The sequence below is a fragment of the Pseudomonas sp. LBUM1661 genome (assembly GCF_059695925.1).
The window spans coordinates 1,913,197-1,939,787 of sequence record NZ_CP166794.1 but is presented as its reverse complement, the minus strand read 5'-3'; the positions used below and the strand labels follow the sequence as shown (position 1 = coordinate 1,939,787).

At 57.4% G+C, this 26,591-nt stretch carries 30 protein-coding genes and 1 pseudogene; 16 read left to right on the top strand and 15 right to left on the bottom strand.

What is annotated here, in order from left to right:
• Positions 1–34: 34 nt before the first annotated feature.
• From ACA057_RS08925 to ACA057_RS08870, 12 genes are all read right to left on the bottom strand, one after another.
• Positions 35–1,387 carry a S49 family peptidase gene (locus ACA057_RS08925; RefSeq protein WP_497347572.1) on the bottom strand — a complete coding sequence of 451 codons (1,353 nt, stop codon included), beginning with the start codon at positions 1,385–1,387 and terminating at the stop codon, positions 35–37.
• Positions 1,388–1,389: 2 nt separating this feature from the next.
• On the bottom strand, positions 1,390–3,000 hold the full coding sequence (locus ACA057_RS08920; protein ID WP_497347570.1) for a phage portal protein: 1,611 nt from the start codon (positions 2,998–3,000) through the stop codon (positions 1,390–1,392).
• A complete protein-coding gene (locus ACA057_RS08915; RefSeq protein WP_052963663.1) occupies positions 2,997–3,218 on the bottom strand; it encodes a DUF6148 family protein in 222 nt (73 codons plus the stop codon). The genes ACA057_RS08920 and ACA057_RS08915 overlap by 4 nt, the downstream gene beginning before the upstream one ends.
• Positions 3,219–3,220: 2 nt before the next feature.
• Positions 3,221–5,296: a phage terminase large subunit family protein gene (locus ACA057_RS08910; RefSeq protein ID WP_497347567.1), complete on the bottom strand. Its 2,076-nt coding sequence runs from the start codon at positions 5,294–5,296 to the stop codon at positions 3,221–3,223.
• Entirely contained in the window at positions 5,259–5,756 is a 498-nt protein-coding gene (locus ACA057_RS08905; RefSeq protein ID WP_497347565.1) for a hypothetical protein, read from the bottom strand. Before ACA057_RS08905 ends, ACA057_RS08910 begins: the two co-directional genes overlap by 38 nt.
• A 165-nt stretch (positions 5,757–5,921) precedes the next feature.
• A complete protein-coding gene (locus ACA057_RS08900) occupies positions 5,922–6,653 on the bottom strand; it encodes a hypothetical protein (protein WP_497347563.1) in 732 nt (243 codons plus the stop codon).
• On the bottom strand, positions 6,650–6,997 hold the full coding sequence (locus ACA057_RS08895; RefSeq protein ID WP_497347561.1) for a phage holin family protein: 348 nt from the start codon (positions 6,995–6,997) through the stop codon (positions 6,650–6,652). The genes ACA057_RS08900 and ACA057_RS08895 overlap by 4 nt, the downstream gene beginning before the upstream one ends.
• Before the next feature lie 530 nt (positions 6,998–7,527).
• Positions 7,528–7,893, bottom strand: a complete 366-nt coding sequence (locus tag ACA057_RS08890) for a PA0613 family protein (RefSeq protein ID WP_497347559.1) — start codon at positions 7,891–7,893, stop codon at positions 7,528–7,530.
• A complete protein-coding gene (locus tag ACA057_RS08885; protein WP_497347558.1) occupies positions 7,886–10,102 on the bottom strand; it encodes a VapE domain-containing protein in 2,217 nt (738 codons plus the stop codon). The genes ACA057_RS08890 and ACA057_RS08885 overlap by 8 nt, the downstream gene beginning before the upstream one ends.
• Positions 10,092–10,319 (bottom strand): TraR/DksA family transcriptional regulator, encoded by a 228-nt coding sequence (locus ACA057_RS08880; protein ID WP_497347556.1) that lies wholly within the window; start codon positions 10,317–10,319, stop codon positions 10,092–10,094. Before ACA057_RS08880 ends, ACA057_RS08885 begins: the two co-directional genes overlap by 11 nt.
• Positions 10,312–10,830, bottom strand: a complete 519-nt coding sequence (locus ACA057_RS08875) for a phage regulatory CII family protein (RefSeq protein ID WP_497347554.1) — start codon at positions 10,828–10,830, stop codon at positions 10,312–10,314. Before ACA057_RS08875 ends, ACA057_RS08880 begins: the two co-directional genes overlap by 8 nt.
• A 325-nt stretch (positions 10,831–11,155) precedes the next feature.
• On the bottom strand, positions 11,156–11,380 hold the full coding sequence (locus ACA057_RS08870) for a helix-turn-helix transcriptional regulator (RefSeq protein WP_497347552.1): 225 nt from the start codon (positions 11,378–11,380) through the stop codon (positions 11,156–11,158).
• 14 nt (positions 11,381–11,394) lie between these two features.
• Here ACA057_RS08870 and ACA057_RS08865 point away from each other — a divergent pair, with 14 nt between their 5' ends.
• The 7 genes from ACA057_RS08865 (at position 11,395) to ACA057_RS08835 (ending at position 15,418) form a co-directional block, all read left to right on the top strand.
• Positions 11,395–12,186: an XRE family transcriptional regulator gene (locus tag ACA057_RS08865; RefSeq protein WP_497347550.1), complete on the top strand. Its 792-nt coding sequence runs from the start codon at positions 11,395–11,397 to the stop codon at positions 12,184–12,186.
• A gap of 249 nt (positions 12,187–12,435) precedes the next feature.
• Entirely contained in the window at positions 12,436–13,026 is a 591-nt protein-coding gene (locus ACA057_RS08860; RefSeq protein WP_497347548.1) for a hypothetical protein, read from the top strand.
• Between the two features lie 10 nt (positions 13,027–13,036).
• Complete coding sequence (locus tag ACA057_RS08855) at positions 13,037–13,321, top strand: phage antirepressor KilAC domain-containing protein (protein ID WP_497347546.1); 285 nt, start codon at positions 13,037–13,039, stop codon at positions 13,319–13,321.
• 25 nt (positions 13,322–13,346) lie between these two features.
• Entirely contained in the window at positions 13,347–13,487 is a 141-nt protein-coding gene (locus tag ACA057_RS08850) for a hypothetical protein (RefSeq protein ID WP_497347544.1), read from the top strand.
• Entirely contained in the window at positions 13,480–13,797 is a 318-nt protein-coding gene (locus ACA057_RS08845) for a pyocin activator PrtN family protein (RefSeq protein ID WP_497347542.1), read from the top strand. Before ACA057_RS08850 ends, ACA057_RS08845 begins: the two co-directional genes overlap by 8 nt.
• Positions 13,798–13,913: 116 nt before the next feature.
• Positions 13,914–14,390: a hypothetical protein gene (locus tag ACA057_RS08840; protein ID WP_497347540.1), complete on the top strand. Its 477-nt coding sequence runs from the start codon at positions 13,914–13,916 to the stop codon at positions 14,388–14,390.
• On the top strand, positions 14,291–15,418 hold the full coding sequence (locus ACA057_RS08835) for a tyrosine-type recombinase/integrase (protein WP_497349843.1): 1,128 nt from the start codon (positions 14,291–14,293) through the stop codon (positions 15,416–15,418). The genes ACA057_RS08840 and ACA057_RS08835 overlap by 100 nt, the downstream gene beginning before the upstream one ends.
• 91 nt (positions 15,419–15,509) lie before the next feature.
• Here ACA057_RS08835 and ACA057_RS08830 read toward each other — a convergent pair whose 3' ends face one another.
• Positions 15,510–17,342 (bottom strand): NACHT domain-containing protein, encoded by a 1,833-nt coding sequence (locus ACA057_RS08830; RefSeq protein WP_497347538.1) that lies wholly within the window; start codon positions 17,340–17,342, stop codon positions 15,510–15,512.
• Between the two features lie 222 nt (positions 17,343–17,564).
• Here ACA057_RS08830 and ACA057_RS08825 point away from each other — a divergent pair.
• The 3 genes and pseudogenes from ACA057_RS08825 to ACA057_RS08815 all read left to right on the top strand — a co-directional run.
• Positions 17,565–17,792, top strand: a pseudogene (locus ACA057_RS08825) (site-specific integrase); the annotation flags it as partial.
• Between the two features lie 22 nt (positions 17,793–17,814).
• A complete protein-coding gene (folE, locus tag ACA057_RS08820; protein ID WP_010456659.1) occupies positions 17,815–18,360 on the top strand; it encodes a GTP cyclohydrolase I FolE in 546 nt (181 codons plus the stop codon).
• A gap of 100 nt (positions 18,361–18,460) precedes the next feature.
• Positions 18,461–18,832, top strand: a complete 372-nt coding sequence (locus ACA057_RS08815; protein WP_008076356.1) for a glutathione S-transferase N-terminal domain-containing protein — start codon at positions 18,461–18,463, stop codon at positions 18,830–18,832.
• Between the two features lie 120 nt (positions 18,833–18,952).
• Here ACA057_RS08815 and ACA057_RS08810 read toward each other — a convergent pair whose 3' ends face one another.
• Positions 18,953–20,110: an aminotransferase-like domain-containing protein gene (locus tag ACA057_RS08810; protein ID WP_497347536.1), complete on the bottom strand. Its 1,158-nt coding sequence runs from the start codon at positions 20,108–20,110 to the stop codon at positions 18,953–18,955.
• Between the two features lie 81 nt (positions 20,111–20,191).
• Between ACA057_RS08810 and ACA057_RS08805 the strand changes: the two genes are divergently transcribed.
• From ACA057_RS08805 to ACA057_RS08795, 3 genes are all read left to right on the top strand, one after another.
• Entirely contained in the window at positions 20,192–20,638 is a 447-nt protein-coding gene (locus ACA057_RS08805; protein ID WP_497347534.1) for a MarR family winged helix-turn-helix transcriptional regulator, read from the top strand.
• Positions 20,639–20,971: 333 nt separating this feature from the next.
• Positions 20,972–22,321 carry an NCS2 family permease gene (locus ACA057_RS08800; protein WP_497347532.1) on the top strand — a complete coding sequence of 450 codons (1,350 nt, stop codon included), beginning with the start codon at positions 20,972–20,974 and terminating at the stop codon, positions 22,319–22,321.
• A 79-nt stretch (positions 22,322–22,400) separates the two neighbouring features.
• Positions 22,401–23,027 carry a LysE family translocator gene (locus tag ACA057_RS08795; RefSeq protein ID WP_497347530.1) on the top strand — a complete coding sequence of 209 codons (627 nt, stop codon included), beginning with the start codon at positions 22,401–22,403 and terminating at the stop codon, positions 23,025–23,027.
• Between the two features lie 202 nt (positions 23,028–23,229).
• Here the strand turns inward: ACA057_RS08795 and uraH are convergent, their stop codons facing one another.
• The gene (gene uraH, locus ACA057_RS08790) at positions 23,230–23,583 is read right to left on the bottom strand and encodes a hydroxyisourate hydrolase (RefSeq protein WP_497347528.1); all 354 of its coding nucleotides are present in this window, start codon (positions 23,581–23,583) and stop codon (positions 23,230–23,232) included.
• Positions 23,584–24,016: 433 nt separating this feature from the next.
• Here uraH and puuE point away from each other — a divergent pair, with 433 nt between their 5' ends.
• The 3 genes from puuE (at position 24,017) to alc (ending at position 26,537) form a co-directional block, all read left to right on the top strand.
• Positions 24,017–24,943 (top strand): allantoinase PuuE, encoded by a 927-nt coding sequence (gene puuE, locus ACA057_RS08785; RefSeq protein ID WP_497347526.1) that lies wholly within the window; start codon positions 24,017–24,019, stop codon positions 24,941–24,943.
• Positions 24,940–25,455: a 2-oxo-4-hydroxy-4-carboxy-5-ureidoimidazoline decarboxylase gene (gene uraD / locus ACA057_RS08780; protein ID WP_059404691.1), complete on the top strand. Its 516-nt coding sequence runs from the start codon at positions 24,940–24,942 to the stop codon at positions 25,453–25,455. The genes puuE and uraD overlap by 4 nt, the downstream gene beginning before the upstream one ends.
• Before the next feature lie 86 nt (positions 25,456–25,541).
• Positions 25,542–26,537 carry an allantoicase gene (gene alc, locus ACA057_RS08775; RefSeq protein WP_059404692.1) on the top strand — a complete coding sequence of 332 codons (996 nt, stop codon included), beginning with the start codon at positions 25,542–25,544 and terminating at the stop codon, positions 26,535–26,537.
• Positions 26,538–26,591 lie beyond the last annotated feature (54 nt).

The following is a 26,591-nucleotide window of genomic DNA, read 5'->3' as shown; positions in this document are numbered from 1 at the left end:
CTCCAGAGCCGAAGGGGTGAGAGTTAAATCCGAGTTACTTTTTCAGGACCTTGATCAGGCCTTTGTCCTCAGCCCGGCGATAACCGTGATAAGCCTCGAAGGTGCCGAATTCGGCACGCACTTCCTTGTCGCTGTCCCACGTCGCCTTGGCGCGTTCTTCCAGCGGAGCATCCGGATCTTCAGTGGTTTTTGCGGCCGGCTCCGGCGCGGGGGCCGGTGCGTTGGGCACGGGCGCCGGAGCATCGCTGCGCAGTGTGGCCAGGGCGTTGCTGCGCTTGGCCCGCTCAGCTGCGATCACCTGAGCAGAAGCCTCAGGGCCGCTGGTCACGCCGTCGAACTTGAGAGTGGCGATCAACTCTTCATGGCCTGGCAACGCGGCGGCCTCGACGCCCTTAATGCGATCGCACTCGGCGCGTGCACCGGCCGCGTGCGCGTCGTGTTCCAGCGTCGCAAGCAGCTCGGCATGGTGGGTGGCCAGATAGTTGCGGTCGATGACCGGCGGCTTGTCGCTGTCGTTGGGTTTGCTGGTGGTTGTGTTGCTCATGGAACGATCTCCAAATGTGCTGCCATTGAGTTCGGCAATCAGGTTTTCCAGGGTGGATTCACGATCGGCCATGCCCAACGCCACGGCGTCAGAGCCAATCCGCATGTCGCCCTGGCCGAAATCGGCGAGGACGTCGTCGACGGTCACGCCGCGATAACTCGCAACGTCTTCAATGAAGATGCCGGCCAGTCGATCGACATGGCTCTGCACCACCGCCCGGCCCTGTTCGGTCGTAAAGTCCGGACGCTTGTTGGGGCTCTGGCTGCTGACGATCTCCAGGCTGCCGTCATCTTTGTTGGCCCGGATGTTGAGCACGGCACCGATGGAGCCGACGCCACCGGTGCGGCTCATGACGATTTCATGCGCCGCCGAGGCCATCCAATAACCCGCACTGGCGGCATTGCCCGACACGTACGCGACCACCCGCTTGGGGGAGGCGCGGATCATCTGCGCAAACTCGGCGATGCCATTGGCTTGCCCGCCGGGTGTGTCCATCACCAGGATGATGCTTTCGGTACGCGGGTCATCCACTGCGGTGGTGAAGTCCTTCGCCAGTACGTCCAGCGAAGTCGCACCGGACAAGGCGGTGAACAGGTTGGCGTAGCGAAAGACCGGGCCGGTGACCGGCACCAACGCTACGTTGCCGCGCTGTGTAACCGTGCGGCTGTTCTGCAGGGGCCGACCTTGGCGGGCCTCGACGGCCTCAGGGCCTTCATGTTCGCGCCGGGCGATGGCGGCGATGGTATTGAGCATGTAAGGGGTGATGGCCCACGGTTCACGCGACACCAGGTCGAACGCCGTCACCCGATGCACAGGAGGCGCCTCGGTGGGTTTATCGGTCATGGTCAGGTCCGTTCGGATAAGTCAGGGTTGGGCGGTAGCTGATCTTCAGGTTGTGAGGCCGGCGTGGCAGACAGGCCGTCCTCCATCCGGCGTTTTACTTCCAGTGCGCGCTGTTCGTGGTTTTCTTCCCAGTCGCTGCCGTCGTAGAGCATCGATTCCTTGGCCAGGGTGCTGACACCGAGATCGACACGCCCCTTGGCTGCGTTGATGTCCTTGAGCGGATCCACCGTGCCCGGGCCATCACCGACCCATAGCGAGCCGCAGTAGGCATACCGCAGCAGCGGGTGGTCGAAAAAGCCGGGGGCATCGACATCACCCTGAGCGACGGCTTCTTCCAGCCAGTGCTCGTACACCGGCTGACAGAAGCCGTTGCCAAGGAAATCACGGCAACCGCGGATGAACTGCCAGGCCTCCATCACCGCCGCACGGGCTGCGGTGTAGCTGGCGGTGAAGTGCTTGATCAACACCTCATACGGCAGCTCCAGAGCCATGCCGATCTGCCGCAGCATCGCCAACACGAACGGGTCGAATGCCAGGTTCGGACGCCCCGGCGCGGCGGTGTCGATTGAGGCGCCGTCGTCCAGCTCGGCGACGATCCCGCCGCTGAGCGAACCGTCCCAGCCGCCCGACTCACGACCGGCCAGACGATCACCGCCCACCGGGGTGTTGCCGGTCGCGGCTGAAGCCAACGGGCTGAGATTGCCGCCATTCCCAGGCTTGATGAACACCGCGAAGAACGCCGACACCACGGCGGCTTCCAGCTCCGCGTCGGTGTAGCGATCGAGTTGTTTGAGCTTCTCGATCACCGGGGTGAGATACGGCACGCCGCGCGGTTGCCCGACACGTCGGCGCCGATACAAATGCAGCAGCGCCCGCCCACCGCGCTCATTGAAGAACGGTCGCTCATCCCACACCCGCTCTTTCACCCCCAGCGCACCAGGGTGGCTGCGCAGGATGTGCACCTTGATCGGCTCGCCGTCCGCATCACGTTCGATGCCGGCGGTGAGCGTCTCCGTGTCGGCCTTGCCTTGTGGGTTGCAGATCCGGTCAGCCTCGATCAACTGGATACAGGCGGAATAGTGCTGACCTGGACGTTCCTTGTGTGTCAGCAGCGGGAACACGTCACCGCTGCTCAACACCGAACGCCAGGCCAGATCCTGAAGCCCGTAAAAATTTTGCTCACGGGTGATATCGCACGCCGTGGTTTCCGCCCAGGACTTGAACAACGACTCGGTGTTGCGCTGCCATTCGCGCGCGGTGTCCTCATCCCAACCAAGGATCTGCCGATTGACCACCGACTTGAGTGCCAAGCCGGTGCCCACTGTCTTGGTGGTGACCGTGTTGATCGCCCCACCACCGATGGGGTTGTTACGCTCCAGATCGCGGCAACGCTCCCGTAGCGTGGGCAGATCGGACAACAGATCGGCAGCCGCGCTTCCGGCGGCAGGCTGCCAGGCACTCAGGGACCGTTTGCTTTTGGATGCCCCGCTGTAACCACCCAGCGCCGTCATGCTCATCCGCGCGTGCATGCGTTTGGCACCGTTCACCGGGCTGAGCCAGGTGATGGCCTTGTCCAGCAGCGTGGGCTCAGGCAACTTCGGCGCGCGACTCATAACGGCGTAATCCCGCGCAGGACAATGCCGCGAGGACGGCCACTGGCCAGACGATCAACCTGGCCCTGCCAGTAATCGATCATCCGGGTGATCTCCGCCGCGTCGGCATAATTCAGCTGACGGGTACCGATGCGGTAACTCTGTTTCTGGCTGACCTTGAGGCTCGCGTCGAGCCAAGCCTGCAGCTGGTTCTGCGCTTGTTCCAGTGTGATGGCCATGTCTAATTCCTGCGTTGGGAGAGCACGCGCATTGCGCTGCGGCGCCCAGAAACAACTCTCCCGCCAGAAGGCGGGAGATCGGTAGGTTCAATGGGTGGTGTCGGTGCGGGATTATCCGGTGCCGTTGCGGGCGCTGGATCCGGCTTGACCTCGGGCTCCGGTGGTGGCGAATCGAACAAACCGCCCTGCCGGATCTGAGCGTCCAACGCCGCCCAGTCGTGTTCATTCAGCAGGTGCGTTTTCAACGACCGGGCTGCGTGCAGTGCGTAGGTTTCGCAGTCCGTCCCTTCGTTCGGCTCACCGGCCTTCTTCTGCCAGACTTTGCGATAGTGGTGTCGTCGGCTGGGTGCCTTCACTTCGGCGGTGATCTGCCGGAAGTAGTCCGGCCGCACCGTCTTGTAGAAGTGCATCCGGCCAGGACCGTTACCGGTCAGCGGCAGCCGACCTTCGATCCACAGATCCTTAGCCCGGGACGTGCCGACGATGTAAGGCCGTAGGCCGTACTTCGACGCCTTTTGTTCTTTGTCGGTGTCCACGCCCTGCCGGGGCGCACTGAAAATCTCCTTGCGCTCATCGTCGCGGGTGTTGCCTCGCTCACTCGCCCCCTTGATGGCCATCACCCCACGTTGCTGATGCTTACGGCAGAACGAATACGCCGCATCCTGAGTGGTGGTGCCATCGGAGGTGTCCAGCGAAACGGCGAGCACCTTCAACTTGGCACCGCAGGCGTGGGTAATCGGAGCAAACAACAGTTTCTCCAGGTCAAGCCAGACGCCCTGGTCCGGCAACACCACTTGACCATGAATCTCGCCCCAATAAACCAACCAGGACTCCTCGCCCCGGCCCCACGCGCGGATGATGATTGCCAGCCGATCATGCTGGACGTCGACGCCAGCCGTCAGGACCAACCCACCCATGGGCACGAACAGCTCGGGATAGTCTTCAGCCCGCTCCGCCAGTTTGTCGGCTTCGGGCAGATCCGATTTGTACTCGTAGGCGCGACCCTGTTTCTGGTTGACGAATTTGATCAGCAGCGACAGGTCGCCCATCTCCGCCCGGTGCTCGGCGTTTAGTTGCTCGCGCACGATGTCCGCCAGGCTGGTACCGGGAAGACAGGCATAGAGTTCGTTGAGCTCGATGAAGCCGGCACGCCCGGCAAAGGGTTTGGTCGGTACCCAACCGCAGTACGGATCACCCGTTTCGATCGCATTGAACACCGTGTTGCGGATGTTCTCTTTGCGCTGGTAGTCGTCCCAAATTTCCCCGCAGTGCGGACAGGCGTAGCCGGCGGTTTCGGGATCCGCACGGCCATAGATTTCGTGTGGCTCTGTCCCCTCCGCGATGTCGAGGTATTTGATGTGCGCAAAGTCCAGCACATGGGCGTTGCTGCAGGTGTGGCAGATGATCGGCAGGACCCGGCAATCGGTCTGCGCCAGGCGCGCTTCTGTCTTGCTCGCCCCCTTGATCGCCGGTGTTCCACCGACCAACATTTTCGAGCCGGGGTAACGTTTGCCGCGTTCTTCGAGCAGGGCGATCGCATCACCCTGCCCCTTAACGTCGTCGCTGGTGTCGTCGGGTTCCTCGACCACAGACAACCCCACCGACGAGGTCGACTTGACGTTGCCTGGCGAGTTCGACGCCACCAACTTGAGGAAGCCACCCGGGAAGCTTTTGTGGTCCCACCGGTTGCCGGAAGTCCGGCTGGTATCGACCGGCATCAACTTGTTGATCTCGGTGTTCGCGGTCACACCGTGCTTGAGTTTTTCGTCGTGGAAATTCTTCCCGTCCTTCTCCTTGGCGAACAGGATCATGATCGGCCGAGGCAGGAACTGCACGAACTTGAACAGGTAACCGATCAGAAACCAGGTCCAACCAATCTGTGCGGCTTTCATCAGGTCGACTTCGCTAACGCGTGGATCGTCCAGCGCGGCGGCGACACCGAGGAAATACGGCGTGTAGTGAAAATCGTAAAGGCCGTGTAGTACACCGCTTTCAGCGGGCAGGTAAAACTTGGTGCTCAAGTACTCCGCTGTCGGCACGTCACGCGGCGGGTTGAATTTCCCCGCTGCTGCCGACAAGCTCCGCGCCAAGTTTTCGCGCGTAGCCTGCAATTCGCTCGGTTGTAGGTCCAGCAACTTTGGCCACCACAGATCGATCTACCGTGAGTTTCTGCACGTTCTCGATTTCCTGAATAAGTCGTTCGATGCCGCCTAGGTATTCCCGGTTGGCAAATCCGGCCCAGTCGGCCAGCACGCGTTCCGCTTCCATGCTGGGAATCAGCGACCGCAATTTTTCGTGATACAGCAGACGACCATTTGCAGACTTCTGCTGTAAGTCCTCGATCCGCGCAGCGTTGAGTTGTTCGAGCTGATGACCTCCGCGACCTGCAGCTTTGGCGCGCATGTCGCGGATGTAAGCGATCCGGATTTCATCCAGACTGGCCGACTGCCAGTTGCTGATGCCTATCCCCTTCAGCACGTCGCGAACATTTCGGTCACTCATGTCCAGGTGTTCAGCGATTTCAAGCTGGGTTGGCATCTGTATGTCCTACTGGTGAATAGGAAGCGGAACCCCCTATGTCGGGTTGAATCTGCAAAAAGATCGGGGTTCGAATTACCCCAATCTCTCAGGCCGCCAGAAGGACCCATTAAAAAAGGGGATGAGGCCTCGGTCCAAGCCTGAACCGTAGAATCGACGAAGGCCTCAGTCGCGAGCCATCTCGCGGGCCAAGGCGCGTCGGAACAGCGGCTCGAACTCGGCAGCGGCGACGCGGTTGGCCACACCGTAGAAGTCGAAGCGACGACGATAGGTCGGGCGCTTAACGAAGATCAGGATGGGGCGCGCACCGTTGCCGACACGCTGCCAAATGCCCAACGGACCGGTGCCATTGCCCGGGCGACCCGCGAAGTAGTCTGGGGCATTGCGATTGCGTCGTTTACTGCGGGTCGTGCGGTTGGCCATGAAGCCTGACACACGTTCGGCAGCGCCGAGTGCCGACAGTATTTGAACAATCTGCCCTCGACTGATGTTGCCGCTGCCATCCATTCGGGCGCGCCGACCAGGTACCGCGTACATGTCGGCTGGCATCAGGCCGTAGTGAATCAACGCTTTCTCGAATCTCTTGTGCGGACGGTTGCCGCCATCGATATGCACCGGCAAGTACTTCGATGCAGGCACACCTGAGCTGGCCTCATCCTTGACCCACACCCGGGCGAACAACCGTGTGGCTGTGGCGCTTCGCTTGTAAATCGAGTTCAACGTCCAACGAGTAGGACGATCAAACACTCGAGCAATCTCGGCTTTCTCGGCGATCTGCACCCGCTCGGCGGTGAACGTCAGCGCCTTGGCCGCAGCAGTCGGCACCTTGTTGCGGCTGAGCCCTCGCAGGCCTTTCACGATGTTGTCGATGTTGTCGCGCATCTCCAGCCGCATCATTTCCCAGGTTCACCGCCAGCCGCCGATGACTCGCTGAGGCCCAGGCGTTTGGCGGCCCATCGCTCGTACAGCCCAATGGCGACATCAGCACCGGCCATGGCAGTCAGGCAACCCAAGGAGCCGGCTGTCCATATGGTCATGCCAGCGCCGATCATCAGCATCATCGCCGACACACCGCAGACGATACAGGCACCGGACCGCAGGGCTAGGCGCCGTAACAACACCCACCCCCGAGCTCCATCCTTGTCGGCCCGCCACATCTCTCCCGATACGCCGCCGACCAGGGCCAGGACGATCACTAACCAGATGGGCATCTCTGCCAGCGCTTGCTGCTCGTTCGTCATCGCCCTACCCCATAAACGCAAAAACCCGGCGCAATGGCCGGGTTTGGTGTGTGGCGCCTGCCGCTCTCTGCGGTCGCACCTATCGAAGATGACTACTTTTTACAGGTGGATTCTCATGGCAGCAACCCCACTTTAATGCCACCCAGTGAATATGTGGGTAACGCAGAGTGAACGCCTAGCGAATGTCGGCGAATACACCCACTCGGCTATCTGCTCTTCTTGCACTGTCCTACCTGTCCTACCATTCATCATCGAAGTAGGACAGTTGAGAGCCCCGAATTACGGGGCTCTGCCCTACTGTCCTACTTTATTTACTTTTTTCTCGTGTATAGAGAGAAAACTAAAAACACGCATGCGCGCCACAGGCGCGAATGCCTGCTCGCTACACTCATGTGTGCGTGACAGGGTGTAAAAAGGTTGGACAGTAGGACAGGCCTCACGCTGCGCGGCCTTCGGCTGTCCTACCCGATAAAGCTGAGGTAGGACAAGGCCGGACAGTAGGACACTACGGGACAGAGCGGGACCGAAGGTCATGCAGCTTTGCCCATCAGCAGACCTTCAATACACACATGAGCCTCATGCAATCGACGGTAGTAGGTCGGCGTGCTGCATCCGCAATGCAACATCTTCTGCGAGAGAAAGCTGTCGTGGTTGCAGTAATGCTCCATTACCACCAGGGCCAACTCGGGTGACAAGTGTTTATTAACAATCAGCTCGATGTCCGCCGACTCATCCAGCAATACCCGACTGCCGCGTGTGCCACGGATCAATTCACCCTTACACTCCATCAGCATGGCAATCATGTTGCCCCCACTCGCTCCACCGTAGTTTTCGGTCATTGGGGTGTGCAGGTCCTGCGCCCAGAGCTTAAGCATTTCATCGATACGCTTAATCAAAGCAAGGCTCCTCTATCGGTGCCTGCTGCAATGCAGAGGGCCGTCCCCAACCGTCCGGTTTCTGATAAGCCCAGGGTCGCACGCCGCTTTTAGCCAACGCAGGTAGACGCTTCTTACGCCATCCAAGGCGATGCATAATCGCCCCGACGCGCATCTGCTCAGGCTTACCCCAGTGTCCATAGTCCAGTTTGAGGGCTTGGCTCAAGATGTCATTGCCAGTTGCGGTTTCACCAAGCTGCGACTCCTCCAACCAGGTCAATATCAGCCCCTCCCACTCGTCCACTACAAAGCGCTCGTCCTGGGCTTCTGTAAACATCCACGATTCGTCCTTGGTCACCCACCAGATATCGCCGGACTCATAGCAAAACACCGCCTCAGCCCAAAGCTGGTCGCGGATCTCGCGGACTTTCTCCAGATCAACCATATTGCAGTACACCGGCCAGTAACGTCGGTTACCGGTGGCGTCCTTGAGGTACTCCTCTTGGTTGGTGGTGCCCACGAACACACACTGGCGTGGCACGTCGTTTGTTCTGCGGCCGTAACTTTCGCGATAGGTATCGGTGGACGCCGAAAAGAACTGTTTGGCCTTGGTGCTCTCGGCCTTGTTGAAGCTGTCCAGCTCCCCCAACTCAACCAGCCACTTTCCGCGAATGGCCTGAAAACTGTCTTTGTCTCCGAGGACAAACGGCGTATCCATGAACCACTCGCCGCCGAGAATACCCACTGCCGTGGACTTACCCTCGCCCTGCCCTCCTTCAAGGATCATCACAGAGTCGGCCTTACAACCAGGCTTCATAACCCGAGCCACCGCTGAAATCAGCCAGCGCTTGCCGACCTTGGCCGAGTACTCGCTGGGCTGAACGCCTAGTACGTCGGTCAACCAACTTTCCAACCGAGGGACGCGGTCCCATTCAAGCTTCCCCAAGTAATCACGCACCGGGTGAAAAGTATGGTCATGGGCAACCACACTCACCGCCTCGATCACATGGGATGCCTTGACCCGCAAGTTGTATTGCTGCGCGAGCCATTTCATCACCCGCATGTCGTCAATATCCGCCCAGTCGCCGACACCGCCGCCATACGGTGCGGCCCGCAGCTTGATGATCTTCGAGCTGAATACGCTGAACCCGATAACACCGGCCCAACGTTCGTCATTGCCGAGGATCAGCTCGACGTTCTGCATGTGCGCGATCAATGCCCCACTTTCACTGCGAGCCAATTGATCCTTCCAGCCACCTGCTGCTGGTGGCTTGACCACCGCCAGCACCTGGCGACGGACCGCGTCCAAGCCTTCGGCGACGTGCAGGTCATTGAAGTCGGTCCACTTGTCTTCCCGCTCACCAGAGAAGATCGGGGCGACCACCTGACCACCGACAACCAACGCGGCGTTGTTGGCCTTCTCTTCACCCGGGTTCCAAGGGTCGCCATTCGGGCGTTTGGTCTTCCAGTCATCATCGCGACAGACAATCAGCGGGCATCCCGGAAAGCGTTCGCGCATGGTTTTGCAGACCACCAGCAGGTTGCCCGCATCGAACGCGATGGCCACCGTCAACGATGTCGCCATGTGCAGGCTGGCGCCCGTGGCGTAGCCTTCACACACCAGCACCGGCTCGCCCGGCTCTGGGTGTGGGCCGATCAGATGAAACGCGCCCTCTTTCGACATCCCGTAGGGCCAGTAGGATTTATCCCGGCCGGTGTCTTCCTGCTTCGCCGGAAAGACCACCTGCAGGCCGACGATTTGATCTCGGACGTTGCACATCGGCACTAAAAACGCGCCGGAGCGCGGTGCGTATCGAACACCAAAACCAACGATCTGCTTTCGATCCAGATAGTCGCTGCGCCCCTTCTCAGGCATGCGTTTGAATAGCCCCGCTGCACGGTTAGCCGCTCGACGTGATGCATTGGCTGCTATCTCCGCCGCACGGCGCTTCGCATCTTCTTGCCTGGCGCGCATGACCTCGCGCTCTTCAGGCGACATCCGTCCCGCCTTGACCTTGATTTTCTGTGTCTCGCCGGAGCGCCAGTCACCGAAGCTGCCGAAGATCAGCGTTTCACCTTTTTCCGTTCGGTGTTCGTGGACGACATACCAGCCGTTCTTTTCCTTACCTTGGTCCTGGGCTGTTTTGCAACGAGTCAGCTTGCCAAAGATCAGGGGTTGTTCTGGTTCAAGGCCGTAGTCCGTAAATTGACCCAATACCTCATCGAGCATGGCGGGCCTCCAACACTTCATCAACAGCCTGACAGGACACGCAGTGAATGCACCCTTGCACGGCTAGACGACGAGCTTCGGGGATAGGCTCCTCGCAGTTTTCGCAGTACATGAAAGAGTGAGCGGCTGTCACAGGTTTGACTGCATTTCGAGCTGCCAGAGCCTGATCAAGTCGCTCCTGCACCAGGTCATTAGCAAAGTCGGCGATGTCAGCCATGGTCGGCCCCCCGCGTTGTCTGGTTGACATACGTGGCGCGGTTGAACATCCCCAGCAGCCCTTGAATACCGCGAAACACCTGCAGGCGAATCGCGGCCAATTCGTGATCAGTCACCACACCGTCGCCAATGCTCTTGGCCCATGTCTCAGCCAAATCCGCCACCTGCCGAAAATACTCCGCAATGCCAGTGGTCAAAGTTTCAGGCATGTCGTTGGTGTACGCCTCAGCCAGTTCCTGCCAAGTCGTATCTCCCACTAACGCGTGCACTGCATCCAGAATGCGGCGGTCCTTGGTCAGCTCCAGAATCTCGCCGAACTCTTGAATGTTCACGGTGTGACTGGGGTGAGTTGGAGACAGCTTGTGCTGCAGAGTGGTGGCGTTTCTACCGGTAGTGGCGGCAATTGCAGCGGCTCCGCCGGGATAGTCCCGAGCAGCATGGTAAAGCGCTAGATCGAGAGGCAGGATCTCCTGCTGCGCCCGTTCTACAGAACTCAGAGCGATTCGGCTCATGGCATTAATCCTTAAGGTTGCCAGTGCCTCGCGACATGTAGTGGTGATACATTGCCGCGTGGCTTGAAAGGGCCCAAACGCCAGTTAGATCTACAGGATCGACACCGGCACCGTGCCGAGGCGAACGATCCGTCGTTCACCTCTGGCGCAACAGCTGCCCTATCTGTGGTGGAAAAGGCAGCAACACCAAGGCATCCGTGCCTTGGAAAGCGCGGTAAAGATCGACGGTTTGCATGTGGTGTGCCCGTCTACTTTTATCGCGACCCGGCACCGCTGTGGTGGTGCGTGCCGGGAGGAACTAGGCGGCCCTTGGGTCGCCTTTTTTCTAAGCAGCTTTTGATGTTTCCAGACAAGGAGGAAAGACATCATCAAGTGAGCAAGCTGCGCCCAATTGATTCAACGCTGATGTGATTGCTCGACACTCACTAAGGCCTGGCATTCTGTGTCCAGACTCATAGTTACTCAGCCTTGCCTGAGTCCAACCAAGCAATTCACCAAGATCTCGCTGTTTTATCTGTGCCTCCTTTCTGAGGCAGGCAATTCGATTCATGAAGATGGCTCCGTTTGACTTCGAACACTCTAAACACGATTTGTGATTTTTTCAACACGAAAAGTGAAGAGCTAGCATTTCAATACGTGTTAAAAATCCATATGGAAACTTTAGGCTCCCGCATCAAGCGGCTTAGGAAACAAAAAGGCTTCAGCCAGAAACAGCTGGCTGAGGAATGTGGCTGGGCATCGCAATCTCGAATAGGCAATTACGAGAGCGACCTCAGGGAACCTAACCTCACTGATTTAATGGTGCTTGCGCCCGTGTTAGGTGTGGCTGTCGCAGAGTTGATCAGTGGTACGCACTCCCGCCCGCTGACTCATGAGCCAGCTGAGCTATTGCTCGATGCCAAAAAAAGGGGAAACGTAGTCAGGCCCGTCGGCTCTACGAAGGAAGGAGTGGTTCCCGTGGTAGGCACGGCGAAATTGGGAATGGATGGCTATTTCGAGGCGCTAGACTTTCCGGTTGGGCACGGTGATGGATATCTTCACATCTACAGTGACGACCCTAATGCCTATGGACTCAAAGTCATCGGCGATAGCATGCATCCCCGAATCAAGAGTGGAGAATACGTCCTCATCGAGCCCAACAAGCTATATGTCACCGGAGACGAGGTGATGGTACAAACTCGAGACGGCCGCTCGATGATCAAGGAGTTCATCTATTTACGAGATGGTGTTTATCGGTTCGATAGCGTCAATCAGGACCATAGCCCTCTGCACCTTGACCTAAACGACGTAACGAGGGTTCACCTAGTTGGTGGCATTCTCAAATCATCACGGTTTGCACACGAGAAGCCCGAATAATCACATTTCGTGTTGACACATGAATCACGGTGCGTGATATTTGCCTCACTCTTCCACCACAGAGCGAGGCATTATCATGCACACCACAGCTACCCTGCACGTTCATCCCGCCACAGCTGATCCGTTCCGCGTCTTCGAGATTCGGCGCCTAGCTCGCGAATGCGGCTGCTTGTTTGTCACCACCAGGCCCAAGTCGAAAGCCCGTCCCGCGCCTGCACCATTCGATCCGAACGGTGGAGGGCAAGCAGCATGAGCAAATTCAAACTCGACAATCGAACCCTGCAGTTGCTCAACGCCCAGGTCAACCTGACCGAAACATTCAACCACGTACTTCGATCTGCACCTAGGCGTAAAGCCTTGGCGTTTCGTCTCAAGGTTGAACGCGGCACGGCAGAAACCATTTTTGTCGTCGAGCTGGGCAGCGAACGCCACACGCTGACCTTGAACAACGAAAAGAAAATGCACCTCAAGCTGGCCGATTTCATCGAAGAAATCGCCAACGGTCCGTTTGACCCGAGCAACACCGGGGATCTGATATGCCAGCCCCACGCAAAGCGCGATTACGGCCGCTTAGATATCCAGGACAGGCAGCGCGTGTTCGAGCTGGTATTCACCGGCGGCACCTTGAGCCTCGACATGGGTTTCGAACTGCCCCTCCACGTCGCGATCCACCGCACCCACACCCGCCCAGGCGTCACCACCATCCTGAGCATCGGCGTAAAGAGTCCACGCACTAAATGCTTCACCGTGTGCGGCACCGATGTCGAGATCTACGGCAAGGTCGTCGAGTCCATTAGCCACCTAGCTGCTGCGGCGACACCTGCCGCACACGCTGCGTGAGGGGGATGCCATGGAACGCACGCTCGCGCAAGCCGCTGGCCAGCTCGGCCTAACCCGGCCAAAGCTCATCAGTCTGATGCGTGAAAAGGGTCTGCTCAATGAACGGAACCTGCCGACCTTCCCTACCCGTGATCGCGACTATCTGCGAGTAAAGGACGGCCACTGGTACCACGACCAGCTCGGCATGCAGTACACCCAATCAACCCGGGTCAAACAACCCGGCATCCGTTGGCTGGCCGAGCAACTGGGGTTGGAGCTACCAGCCATCCCGGTAGACAAACGTGACGTGGCCTAGGGAGTACGCCCGCCAGATCATCGCCATGCGTACACGCGAGGAGCGCAACGCCGCGCTCCTCGAAGTACCTGAACATCTGCGCGAGCTGACCAAACGCCACTGTCTGAACGCCTGGAACCACCCGGCAAAAACACAACGCAAGGAGGCTCTGCAAGCCAATGACTAACACAGGCCAAACGCCGCTCCGACTGCAACCCGCCCCTGAGGCGGCGACCGTAGAGTTGCTCTACCGCATTTTCGGTGACGTGCTAATTCCACTGGAGAAAGTACGCGAACAGTACTTCCGCAACCTCAACGAGCAGTCGTTTGTCACCGAGATCAACAGCGGTCGAATCCAGCTCCCTATTACCACCCTGGACACCAGTCGCAAGGCACCAAAGTACGCGCACATCCGGCACGTTGCCTCTCTGATCGACATCCGCGCCTACAAAGCGGATGCAGAGATGCCGCGACCGCAAGACGAGCCAACCGAGTAAATCAAAACGGCTGCCACCACCAGTCAGCATTCACCGCCAGGAGCACACCACATGACCGCATTACAGATTGGCACACTGATTGTTCTTACTCTGAAATCGGTATCGCGGGAGGCAGCATGAAACGGCTCAGCCCCACCGCCCATGCATTTCTCCCCCACCACAAGCTGCGCGAGACAGACGCTTACCATGCAGCGCTTATCGCTCAGGGTCGCCCGCCCGCGCAGCCTGTCATGGGGTATGAACACTTCGACACCGAACAAGAATCGCCCCTCCAGACGTACCAGATAGACAAGATTCCAGAAGACAAGATGGCCGAGCTGGTCGGCACAACCCGCCGAGCGTTGCAGGGTAAACGCGCCAGAGGGGTCATCCCCAAAGGCGTCTGGAACACCATCGACAGCCGCATTTATTACAGCATCAGGAGATACGAGGCATGGCTAGAGAGCCAATGGGATTGCCCACCGGAGTTGAATTTGCTGGACAGTCCGTCCGTATCCGCTTCACCTGGAATGGGCAACGCCGCTGCGAGACCCTCCCATATCCCCAAACGCCGAAAGGGATTAAAGCTGCCGCCGATCTACGCGCTAACGTAACCAGCCTGATCAAACATGGCGTACTCGACGATCAACGCTATGCCGAGCTGTTTCCCAACTCCGCCTATGCCACCAACTCGGCGACTCTCCGATTCGGGGAGTACGCCCAGGAGTGGCTCAACAGCCGGGAGGTAGTGGCAGGCACCCGCAAAAACTACCGCGCCTCCCTTAACCTGTACTGGATGCCCTATTTGGCGTTACTACCGATCGACAGCATCACCTCGGTGATGCTGCGTAAAATTGTCGGCGACATCGAATGGACATCGTCGGGCGTGAAGCGCTCGGCCATCCAGCGGCTGACCACCCTGTTCGGTACGGCGGTGAAAGATGGATTGATCAATCGTAACCCGGTCGAGTCGATCGAATTGCCGGCGAAGACCAGGAAGCCGATCGATCCGTTCACGGTGGTCGAGGCCAATGTAATCATCGACTACCTTTATAAGACCCTGACCCATTCGATGCGGATCTACGCGGCGTATTTCGAGTTCGCCTTTTATACCGGCATGCGCCCCAGCGAAATGGCGGCGTTGCGCTGGGAAGAAGTCGACAAGGAAAAGCGCCTGATCAACGTGTGTCGAATCGTCGCGGATTACCAGATCGAGGAGCGCACTAAAACCCGCAAAGACCGTCAAGTCATGCTCAACAGTCGCGCGTTGCACGCCATTGAGGAGGCCGAGCGCGTGGTCCAACAACGAGCCAAACAGAGCCGCCGCAAGCAGGCGGCGTCACCGTTCGTGTTCCCACCGACCAAGAACTTCGAATTCATCCAGCAGGCCAGTGTGACCGACAAACACTTCCAAGCGGCACTGACCGAATTGGGGATTCGAACCCGGCGACAATACAACTGCCGCCATACTTACGCTACCATATGTCTAATGGCAGGTATGAATCCTGCATTTATTGCTACCCAGCTCGGCCATAGCGTTCATATGTTGCTATCGACCTACGCTCGATGGATGAACTCCAGCGCCGACTGGCGCGAACTCTCAAAGCTAGAAAACAGCTTTGCCTCTATCAAACATAAATAGCTACTTAATTGACAGCAAGGTGGCTATCCAAATAGAACCATGGGTTCGCAGCTGCGGATGCAGTAAAGAATTACCCAGCGAACCCACGTACTCAACCGAGCAATCCCCCCCCCTTCAACATAGAAGCAAAATCACTCTGCTTTTGCGCATATTGAGTTTTTAGAGCTTCTAGCTTACTCATTAAAAAATCAAACCTAACATAGCTCTTTTGCATCATCAGAGACCCACCTACCAGGTCAAATGCGTCCGCACGTCCCCGAAGCTTCTTAAAACTTAACGTTCTAACGGAACCACCACCGGCTCCACCCCAAGCAAACAATTCTGTTAGTCCGTCATTATTTGACGTCAACTCTAAATATCTCGGATTAGCCGTAGAAAGCAGTTCCTTTCGATACAAGCTATAAACAAGATTTATGAACATAGCCCACTCATCTTTCAAACTTGCAGAAAACCCGTAATGCAATCCATTATCTAACTTATGACACCTAATTGCTGCATATATTTTTTCAACACAGACGACCCGCTCCGCGGGCGTCTCAGCTGCAATTAACTTCTTGAAATTCTCTAAACGCGGTATCACCCACTCTTGCTCTACCAAATCCTTATTCATATCAAAAACCATTGGAATGACATCATCCCTCGTATTAGACAGAGCCACACGATCAAACAAATCGAATTTATTATTTGACACGTAGCTTACCAAGAACAGTGCAGTAAAGTACTCCTGAAAGGATCGATGAGTAAAAGTAATATTCAAACCATCTCGCTGTAAAATACATACACTATCTAGCAAGTCCTTAATAAAGTCAGCCGGCTCAAAAGCAATACTAAATACTCCACCAGCCTTTTTGACATAATCGAGAAGCTCTTCTTCGCTGAAAGTGTACTTTTTATCGGCATAACCGAGTACTGAAAAGGCTGAGAGAACCTTCTTGAAATCATCCAAAGGTAGACCAGACCATGACTTTCTCTTATACAGACTTTTCAGCGAGTCATGTTTATTGAATAGTGTCAAAAACGCTTGCTCATAAAACAAGTGTACTTTATTTGGGATTTCGGCGATCTGCTCGTACGTCAGTAGCATCATCGTTAAAAGAAGAGGGTTTTGAGCGAAACTTTCATGCCTATCATAAAGATCATCTTCTAAAGCAGTTAAAAATTTCGACTTTACCTGCGCATCGTAATTCAACTTCCGAACTAGACTTAAAGCCTTCTCTTTATCCAAAGGTAGTACGTCATATTGATAGAAATTCTCCCACGAGCCAAACCTATGATCTGGCCGACTAGAAACGAGAATCATAATTTTACGATATTTAATTGCTAGCGCAGTGAGTTCTGCTTCATAGCCTCCCCGCTTATCATTATTAATCTCATCAAACCCATCAAAAATCAATAAGACCTTCCCGAGTTTCAACAGATCCTCAAGTTGGTTTTTCGTAAGTTCAGACTCAAACTCCTGCAACATCTTTAGAATATAATTAAAAAGACTACAATCAACCTCGGTATTTAAGTTCCGCAATTCTACAAAAACCGGAAATATACCCTGAGGCTTTTCAACCAATTCGACAAAAACACTTCTACAAAAGGTAGACTTTCCCGAGCCTGCGGTGCCGGTGATAACAATACGTTGATTGGTCTCGACAAGCTCTAAAAACTCAGACTCTGAAACTGTGTCCATGCCTGTCGACAAATCGGTTCGCACGTAGAACTCCCTCAAATTAACGGGAGCCCCTCTGTAGAGCAATGTTTTAGTACGCGAATAACGAACATAGTTAGTTTTAATATATTCAGTCAAACACATATCCATTCTAACCTTTACTTTATCAGTTAGATGTTTTGACAGGGTCTTTGCTGCCGAGAACAATGGTTGTGCGAATTGCTTTACCAGTTCTACTGCAACTCCATTCAGATCGGCCTCTTTCATACTGCTCCCATTTTGACTGGCTAAGAATTTTACGTGATGCAAAAAATCTGTCACATGTGACATGTGCGACTATATTGCCACCATTCAATCGTAAAGTGTTGCATCCGCCTCATTCCAACCGCAAACGTTAGGCTTGAGGCTTACTACTGCGCTTTGAGAGAGGGTGGACAAACGCGCCAAGCTGAGCACCGTTCAAACCCAAGCAGCGCCGATCTAATTGAGGTTCGTGCCCACCGGCAATACAACTGCCGTCACACTTACGCTACCATGTGCCTCATGTCGGGGATGAACCCTGCGTTTATTGCCACTCAGCTCGGTCATAGCGTTCAGATATTGCTGTCGACCTACACCCGATGGATCAGCTCTAGCACCGATTGGAGCGAACTCGGGAAGCTTGAAAAGAGCTTGATTGGTACAAAATTGGTACGGACAGAAACAGTACCCCTCTGAAACCCTTATGGAATCAGCCCCTGTGACACTGGAACAGAATTACACCGCGATTCTCGGCCAACTGGGCGAGGACGTCTCCCGCGAGGGCCTGCTCGACACGCCAAAACGTGCCGCCAAAGCCATGCAGTACCTCTGCCGCGGTTATGAACAGACGCTGGAAGAGGTCACCAACGGTGCCTTGTTCAGCTCCGATAACAGCGAAATGGTGCTGGTGAAGGACATCGAGCTCTACTCGCTGTGCGAACACCACCTGTTGCCGTTCATCGGCAAGGCCCACGTCGCCTATATCCCCAGCGGCAAGGTGTTGGGGCTGTCGAAAGTTGCGCGGATCGTCGATATGTACGCCCGCCGCCTGCAGATTCAGGAAAACCTCAGCCGCCAGATCGCCGATGCGGTCCAGCAAGTCACCGGCGCCCTGGGCGTTGCGGTGGTGATCGAGGCCAAGCACATGTGCATGATGATGCGCGGTGTGGAGAAACAGAACTCGTCGATGATCACCTCGGTGATGCTCGGTGAGTTCCGCGAAAACGCGGCCACCCGCAGCGAGTTTCTCAGCCTGATCAAGTAAATTGCGCCACGAAGAAAACCGGCACTCATCGCCGGTTTTTTTTCGCCGGTGAAAAATCAGGTAAGCTGCGCGCCTTCTTTCGCCCCGTGAGGCTTATACCGTGTTCGTAAAAGCGCTTCGTGTCGGCCTTGGCCAACTGATCATCTTCATCGACTTCATCACCCGCCCCGGCAAGAAGCAGCGCCCGGCCGAGGCTCAGGCTCAGGTCAACACGGCCGCCAAGGACCTGACCCTGTATCAGTTTCACGCCTGCCCGTTCTGCGTGAAAACCCGCCGCACCCTGCGCCGCCTGAACGTGCCGGTGGCGTTGCGCGATGCGAAGAACAACGAGCAGGACCGCCAGGCGCTGCTGGAACAGGGTGGCAAGATCAAGGTGCCATGCCTGCGCATTGAAGAGAATGGGCAGACCACGTGGATGTATGAGTCCAAGGTGATTATTGATTATCTGGATAAGCGGTTTGCGGCGGCCTGATTGATTCGGGTTGTTTGAACTGACGCCATCGCGGGCAAGCCCGCGATGGCGTCAGACCGGACAACGCAAACTTCGGACAAAAATAAACCGGCCCTTGAGCCGGTTTATTTGTTTCTGCCCTCAGGCCGCCTGCGCTTGCCGCACCACCGCCGCCAGCCGCTTAAGCCCTTCATCCAGCCGCGCCGGGTCGATATGGCTGAAGTTCAGGCGCAAATGCCCATGATTGTTATCCGGTTCGGGGAAGAACGGCTCGCCCGGCATGAACGCCACATCCGCCGCCAATGCGGCCTTGAGCAACGTCCGGGTATCCAGCGGCTGCTTGAGCGTCAGCCAGAAAAATAGCCCGCCCTGTGGCACATTCCAATCCGCCAGACCGGAAAAGTGCGTTTCCAGCGCCGACTGGAACGCATCCCGCCGTACCCGGTAAAAGTCCCGCAACTCGCATAGGTGATGCTGGAATTTCTCGGTGCCGATCCATTGCAGCGCTTGCCACTGGCCGACCCGATTGGTGTGCAGGTCCGCCGATTGCTTGAGCCGCAGCAAGTGCGGGAACAGGTCCGGACTGGCGATCAGGTAACCGACGCGCAACCCTGGCAACAGGGTTTTCGACACGGTGCCGGTATAGATCCAACTGGCCTTCTTCAAACGACTGACAATCGGTGTCGCGCTGCCGCCGTCGAAGGTCAGCTCGCGGTAAGGCTCATCTTCGATCAGCGTCACGCCGAACTCATCGAGCAACGCAGCCACGGCATCGCGCTTGGTTTCGCTGTAGCGCACGGCCGACGGGTTCTGGAAAGTCGGGATCAGGTAGATGAAAGCAGGTTTGTGTTTTTCCAGCCGGGCGCGCAATTCCGGAAGATTCGGGCCATCGGCCTCCAGCGGCACGGTGATGCAGTCGGCGCCGAACAACTGGAAAATCTGCAACGCCGCCAGATAGGTGGGCGCTTCCAGCAAAATCTCGGTGCCTGGGTCGATGTAGAGCTTGGCCGTCAGGTCGAGGGTTTGCTGGGAACCGCTGACCACCAGCACCTGACTCGCCTCACACGGCACACCCAGTGCCCGGGCTTCGGCCGCCAGGGCTTCACGCAGTGCCGGCTCCCCTTCGCTCATGCCGTATTGGCCCATCGACACCGGCATCTCAGCCCATTCGACATTCGGCAGCATGGCTTCGGCCGGCAAGCCGCCAGCGAACGACATCACTTGCGGACGCTGGACGGCGGCGAGGATTTCACGGATCAAAGAACTTTTAAGGCGCGAGACACGTTCGGAAAAAGCCATGGGATCACCGGTAGCAAGGCCAGAGGAAAATGAGTCAAACTTGTTGACCGAAATTACGACAGCCTGAGCGGATACGTCAACATGCTTGACCTTAAAAATCCTGGAACTCAACAACAAGCGATGGAAGCGTTTTTCTTCGGCTACCAGGCTTTCACCGCGAAAGCCGACGAAATGCTTGAGCGCAAAGGCTTGAGCCGGGTGCATCAACGCATCGTGTTTTTCATCGCCCGCTACCCGAACCTGAGCGTCAAGGAGTTGCTGGCGCTGCTCGGCGTGAGCAAGCAGGCGCTGAACATTCCGCTGCGCCAATTGGTGGAAATGCATCTGGTGAACAGCGTCGCGTCCGCGACCGACAAGCGTAAGCGGTTGCTGGAACTGACCGTGGAAGGCGCGCGGTTTGAGCAGTCGCTGCGCCGGGAGCAGGTGAAATTGCTTGAGCGGGTGTTTGCCGAGGCTGGAGAGACGGCGGTGAATGGGTGGTTGGCGGTGAATCTGGCGCTGGGGAAAAGCCAGGTGGCGGCTGACTGAGTGTTGTGGCTGCTGGAGCTGTACTGTTGATCTGACGCCTTCGCGGGCAAGCCCGCTCCCACATTCGACCGGGCTTGCTCGTGGGAACGCGTTCGAATGTGGGAGCGGGCTTGCTCGCGAAGGCGTCCGAACCGGCGATATATCCCTATTGCCAAACTTTTCGTCTACAAAATCAAAAACATTATTTGCTTTATTTGTATACAAAAGCATAATCCACTTCGTGCGAGTTCCTGACCAAGAGGTCAACAAATTCGCAAGTGCCTCAAAGGGCCGCTGCCACCCTCATGGGTCCGGCCCTGGAAATAAAAATAAAACTCTTGAGGAGTACTCGCTGTGGAAAGCCGCAAATCCGAAGCCCCGACGCTGGAACTCTCGCCGCCGATACGCAATGGCTGGCTGGAGCGCATATTCAAACTCACCTTGCATGGCACCACGGTGAAGACCGAGCTGATTGCCGGTCTGACAACCTTCATCACCATGGCCTACATCATCTTCGTCAACCCCAACATCATGGCCGACGCCGGGATCGATCACGGTGCCGCGTTCGTCGCCACCTGCATCGCCGCCGCGCTGGGTTGCCTGTTGATGGGTCTGTACGCCAACTGGCCGGTCGGGCTCGCACCAGGCATGGGCCTCAACGCTTTCTTCACTTACACCGTGGTCGGCACCATGGGCTACAACTGGGAAACCGCCCTTGGCGCGGTGTTTGTGTCCGGTGTGTTGTTCATGTTCCTGACTTTTTCCCGGATCCGCGAATGGCTGCTCAATAGCATCCCGGTGAGTTTGCGCTTTGCCATGGGCGCCGGTGTGGGCTTGTTTCTGGGGCTGATCGGCTTGAAAACCGCGGGCATCGTGGTCGATAGCCCGGCCACCCTGATCAAGCTCGGCTCCCTGCGCGAGCCTGGTCCTTTGCTGGCCGCCATCTGCTTCCTGATGATCGCCGTACTCAGCTACCACAAAGTGTTTGGCGCGATTCTCATCAGCATCATCACCGTGACCCTCGCGGGTTGGGGCCTGGGCCTGGTGCACTACGAGGGCATCATGTCCGCCCCGCCGAGCCTGGCACCGACCTGGATGGCCATGGATGTCGCCGGCGTGTTTAACGTCAGCATGATCAGCGTGGTGCTGGCCTTCCTCTTCGTGCACATGTTCGACACCGCCGGCACCCTGATGGGCGTCGCCCAGCGAGCCGGCCTGGTGAACGCTGACGGCAAGATCGAAAACCTCTCCCGCGCCCTGAAAGCCGACAGTGCTTCCAGCGTATTCGGTGCGGTGGTCGGTGTTCCGCCGGTGACCAGCTACGTGGAAAGTGCCGCGGGTGTTGCCGCGGGTGGTCGGACTGGTCTTACCGCAGTAACCGTAGGTGTGCTATTTATTGCAGCCATGTTTTTCGCACCGCTGGCGGGCATGATCCCTGCTTACGCAACCGCCGGTGCGCTGATTTATGTGGCGATGCTGATGATGGGCGGCATGAAGCACATCGAATGGGACGAAGCCACCGACAGCATTCCGGCCATCGTGACCGCAATCATGATGCCCCTGACCTTCTCGGTTGCCGACGGCATCGCGCTGGGTTTTATCACTTATGTGGTGCTGAAGGCCTTCACCGGCAAGCACAAGGAAATTTCCGTCAGTCTGTGGGTGCTCTGCGCGATCTTCATCGCCAAGTTCATTTTCTTGTAAGCGGCTTACGATTCAAAAGCAGTGTTTCAAAACAGCCTCACCCCGTCGGGTGGGGCTTTTGCACAAATGGAGGAAAGTGATGAGTCTGGAAACCTGGCTGCTGTTCAGCGGCGCTGCGCTGGTGGTGATCCTGATCCCGGGCCCCCTGTCTTTGCTGATGATCAGCAACAGTTTGAATTACGGTTTGCGCCGTTCTTACCCGGCGTTTCTGGGGGGCGTGATGGCCTCGATCTGCTTGCTCAGTGCCTCGGCGCTGGGTTTGGGCGCGTTGTTGCTGGCGTCGGAACAGCTGTTCAGCGCGCTGAAAATCGTCGGGGCGCTGTACCTGTTCTACCTCGCCTGGCAGAGCTGGCAGCAATCGCGCCTGCCCTCGGTGGGCGCCGAAGTGCCCCAGGCTGCGCCGGTGCCGCGCTTTCGTGCACTGTTTGGACGCGCCTTTGTGTTGGGTGCGAGTAATCCGAAAGACATCCTGTTCTTCGCCGCGTTTCTGCCGCAGTTCTTGAGTGCCGAGCAGCCGTTTTTGCCGCAATTGCTGGTGATGATCGCGACCTGGACGGTGCTGGATTTGCTGTGCAAGCTGGCGTATGGGCTGGGCGCGCATGGCGCGGCGCGGTACCTGCGCAGTGGCAAGGGGCAGAGCTGGTTTAACCGGGTGAGTGCGGGGTTGTTCAGTGGTGCGGGCGCGGCATCATTGCTGAGCCGATAACGTCAAAAGCATCGCTAGCAGGCTAGCTCCCACATTGGATTTGCGGCGTTCACACATCCCTGTGGGAGCTAGCCTGCTAGCGATTACGTCGGCACGGACGGCACATTTCTGCAGGCAAAAAAAAGCCCGCAGTGTGAGCGGGCAAAAGACCAAAGAAGCTCTATGCGCAGTCGCTTCCAGGTTGAGGCAGCTGCTTGGGGGATCAGCTGCCGCGGTACGTGGAATAGCTGTACGGCGAAATCAGCAGCGGTACATGGTAGTGATCCTGTTCCGCAGAGATGCCAAAACGCAGCACCACCACGTCCAGGAACGCAGGCTCCGGCAGCTGAAGGCCACGGGCGCGGTAGTAATCGCCCGCATGAAACTGAACCTGATAGACCCCGGAGCGGTAGTCATCGCCTTGCAGCAACGGCGCATCGACACGGCCATCGCTGTTGGTGATCGCGCTGGCGACCAATTCCAGCTGCGAACCTTCAACGCGGTACAACTCGACCTTGATCGAGCTGCCCGGGCAACCGTGTGCAGCGTCCAAAACGTGTGTCGTCAAACGTCCCATTGATTCTGCGCGCCTGCCTGCGTGGAGCAGTCAGACCTCGCGCCTCCCGAAGTCAGTTGAAAAGAAGACCGCACCGTTTCGGAGCACGAAACACTGCGGCGAGCGATTGATTAAGACACTTTTCAAAAAAATTGTACACAATAAAAACGACATTTTTGCTTCTACCTTCGCCACCTATGGATTCCTCAGTGATTTCCCAGCAAACCGCACACTGAGTGAACCCTGCCACCATTAGCTGACCAGTCAGGCAGGTTTCTTGCAGGTTCATGCGAATAGCATGGAAAGATGACCGTTAACGAAAAATGCAAAAATTCAGGCTTACAAAGTGAATATAAAGTTGTATACAATCAGCCCATCGCTGTGACGCCAGCCTTGGATCTCATCGCCGGGCCGCTCACACACACCGTCAACACGAATAAGAAGGAAGACTGCAGTGAGCGCTGACTACCCACGCGACCTGATCGGTTACGGCAGTAACCCTCCTCACCCACACTGGCCGGGCAATGCCCGCATTGCCTTGTCCTTCGTGCTCAATTACGAAGAAGGCGGCGAGCGCAATATCCTGCACGGCGATAAAGAATCCGAAGCCTTCCTCTCGGAGATGGTCTCGGCGCAGCCGCTGCAAGGCGCGCGCAACATGAGCATGGAATCCCTTTACGAGTATGGCAGCCGTGCCGGCGTCTGGCGGATTCTGAAACTGTTCAAGGCATTCGACATTCCGCTGACCATCTTCGCCGTGGCCATGGCCGCCCAGCGCCACCCGGACGTGATCCGCGCGATGGTCGATGCCGGCCACGAGATCTGCAGCCACGGCTATCGCTGGATCGACTACCAGTACATGGATGAAGCGCAGGAACGCGAGCACATGCTCGAAGCAATCCGCGTCCTCACCGAAATCACCGGCGAACGCCCACTGGGCTGGTACACCGGCCGCACCGGCCCGAACACTCGTCGGTTGGTGATGGAAGAAGGCGGTTTCCTCTACGACTGCGACACCTACGACGACGACCTGCCCTACTGGGAACCGAACAACCCGACCGGCAAGCCGCACCTGGTGATCCCGTACACCCTGGACACCAACGACATGCGCTTCACCCAGGTCCAGGGTTTCAACAAGGGCGACGATTTCTTCGAGTACCTCAAAGACGCGTTCGACGTGTTGTACGCCGAAGGTGCCGAAGCGCCGAAGATGCTGTCGATTGGTCTGCACTGCCGCCTGATTGGCCGTCCAGCGCGTCTGGCCTCGCTCAAGCGCTTTATCGAATACGCTAAAAGTCATGAACAGGTGTGGTTCAGCCGTCGCGTCGACATCGCTCGCCATTGGCACGAAACCCACCCGTACCAAGGGGCTGCGAAATGAGCGCCTTTCAAACCTTGAAGCCATCGACCTTGAGCCGCGACGCCTTCGTCAAAGCCTTCGCCGACATCTACGAACATTCGCCATGGGTGGCCGAGAAGGCCTTCGACCTGGGCCAGGACGCTTCGATCGACGAGATCGAAACCCTGCACCAGCGCATGAGCGACATCCTGTTGAGCGCCGATCATCAAAGCCAATTGGCCCTGATCAACGCTCACCCGGACCTGGCCGGCAAAGCCGCCGTACAGGGCCAACTCACCGAAGCCAGCACGAATGAACAGGCTGGCGCCGGTATTCACCAATGCACGGCCGAAGAGTTCCAGCGCTTCACCGAGCTGAACGACGCCTACAAGGCCAAGTTCAAGTTTCCCTTCATCATGGCGGTAAAAGGCAGCAACCGGCATCAGATCCTCGCGGCGTTCGAAACGCGCATTCACAACTCGGCAGAAACCGAATTCAAGTGCGCGCTGGCGGAGATCAACAAGATCGCCCTGTTCCGTTTACTGACCCTATAGCGAGCCTTGCCCGAGTATTTAAAGCGCGAAGATACCCAGGGCACTGCAAGCATCCCAAGCCAACTTATTAAAGGCAGACAAGAAGAATGAAAGCTTACGCCGTACCTTTCGAGAAGTTCGTCAACCTGGCCGACGCCCGCCTGGGCACCAAAATCATCTCGGTCACCGATGACTGGTTCGCTGATGCCAACCGCCTGTTCCAGCCGACCCCGGCGGTGTGGAAGGAGGGCGTGTTCGATGACAACGGCAAGTGGATGGACGGCTGGGAGTCGCGCCGCAAGCGCTTCGAAGGCTACGACAGCGCGGTGATCCGCCTGGGCGTACCGGGTTCGATCAAAGGCGTGGACATCGACACTTCATTCTTCACCGGCAACTTCCCGCCGTCGGCTTCGCTGGAAGCCTGTTTCCTCGCTTCGGGCGAGCCGGACGACAACACCCAGTGGACTGAAGTGCTGTCCGCCGTCGAGTTGCAAGGCAACAGCCATCACTACCACGAAATCAGCAACGACCAGGCGTTCAGCCACCTGCGTTTCAACATCTACCCGGATGGTGGCGTGGCCCGTCTGCGTGTCTACGGTATTCCGTTCCGCGACTGGTCCGCTGTGGGTGACAACGAGCAAGTCGACCTGGCCGCAGCCCTGAACGGTGGCCGCGCCCTCGCCTGCTCCGACGAACACTTCGGTCGCATGAGCAACATCCTCAACCCGGGCCGTGGCATCAACATGGGCGACGGCTGGGAAACCGCGCGTCGTCGTACGCCGGGCAATGACTGGGTGATCGTCGCGCTGGGTCATGCCGGCGAGATCGAAAAAGTCATCGTCGACACCTTGCACTTCAAGGGCAACTACCCGGACACGTGCTCGATCCAGGGCGCGTTCGTGAAGGGCGGCACCGACAGCCAGATCGAAACCCAATCGCTGTTCTGGCGCGAACTGCTGCCGGCGCAGAAACTGGAAATGCACGCCGAACACACCTTCGCCGAGCAGATCAAGGCGCTGGGCCCGATCACCCACATCCGCCTGAACGTGTTCCCGGATGGCGGTGTGAGCCGCCTGCGGGTATTGGGCAAGGTCGCTAAATAAGCGCTGAACCCAATCGCTAGCAGGCTAGCCCCCACAGTTGGAGTGCATTCCCCT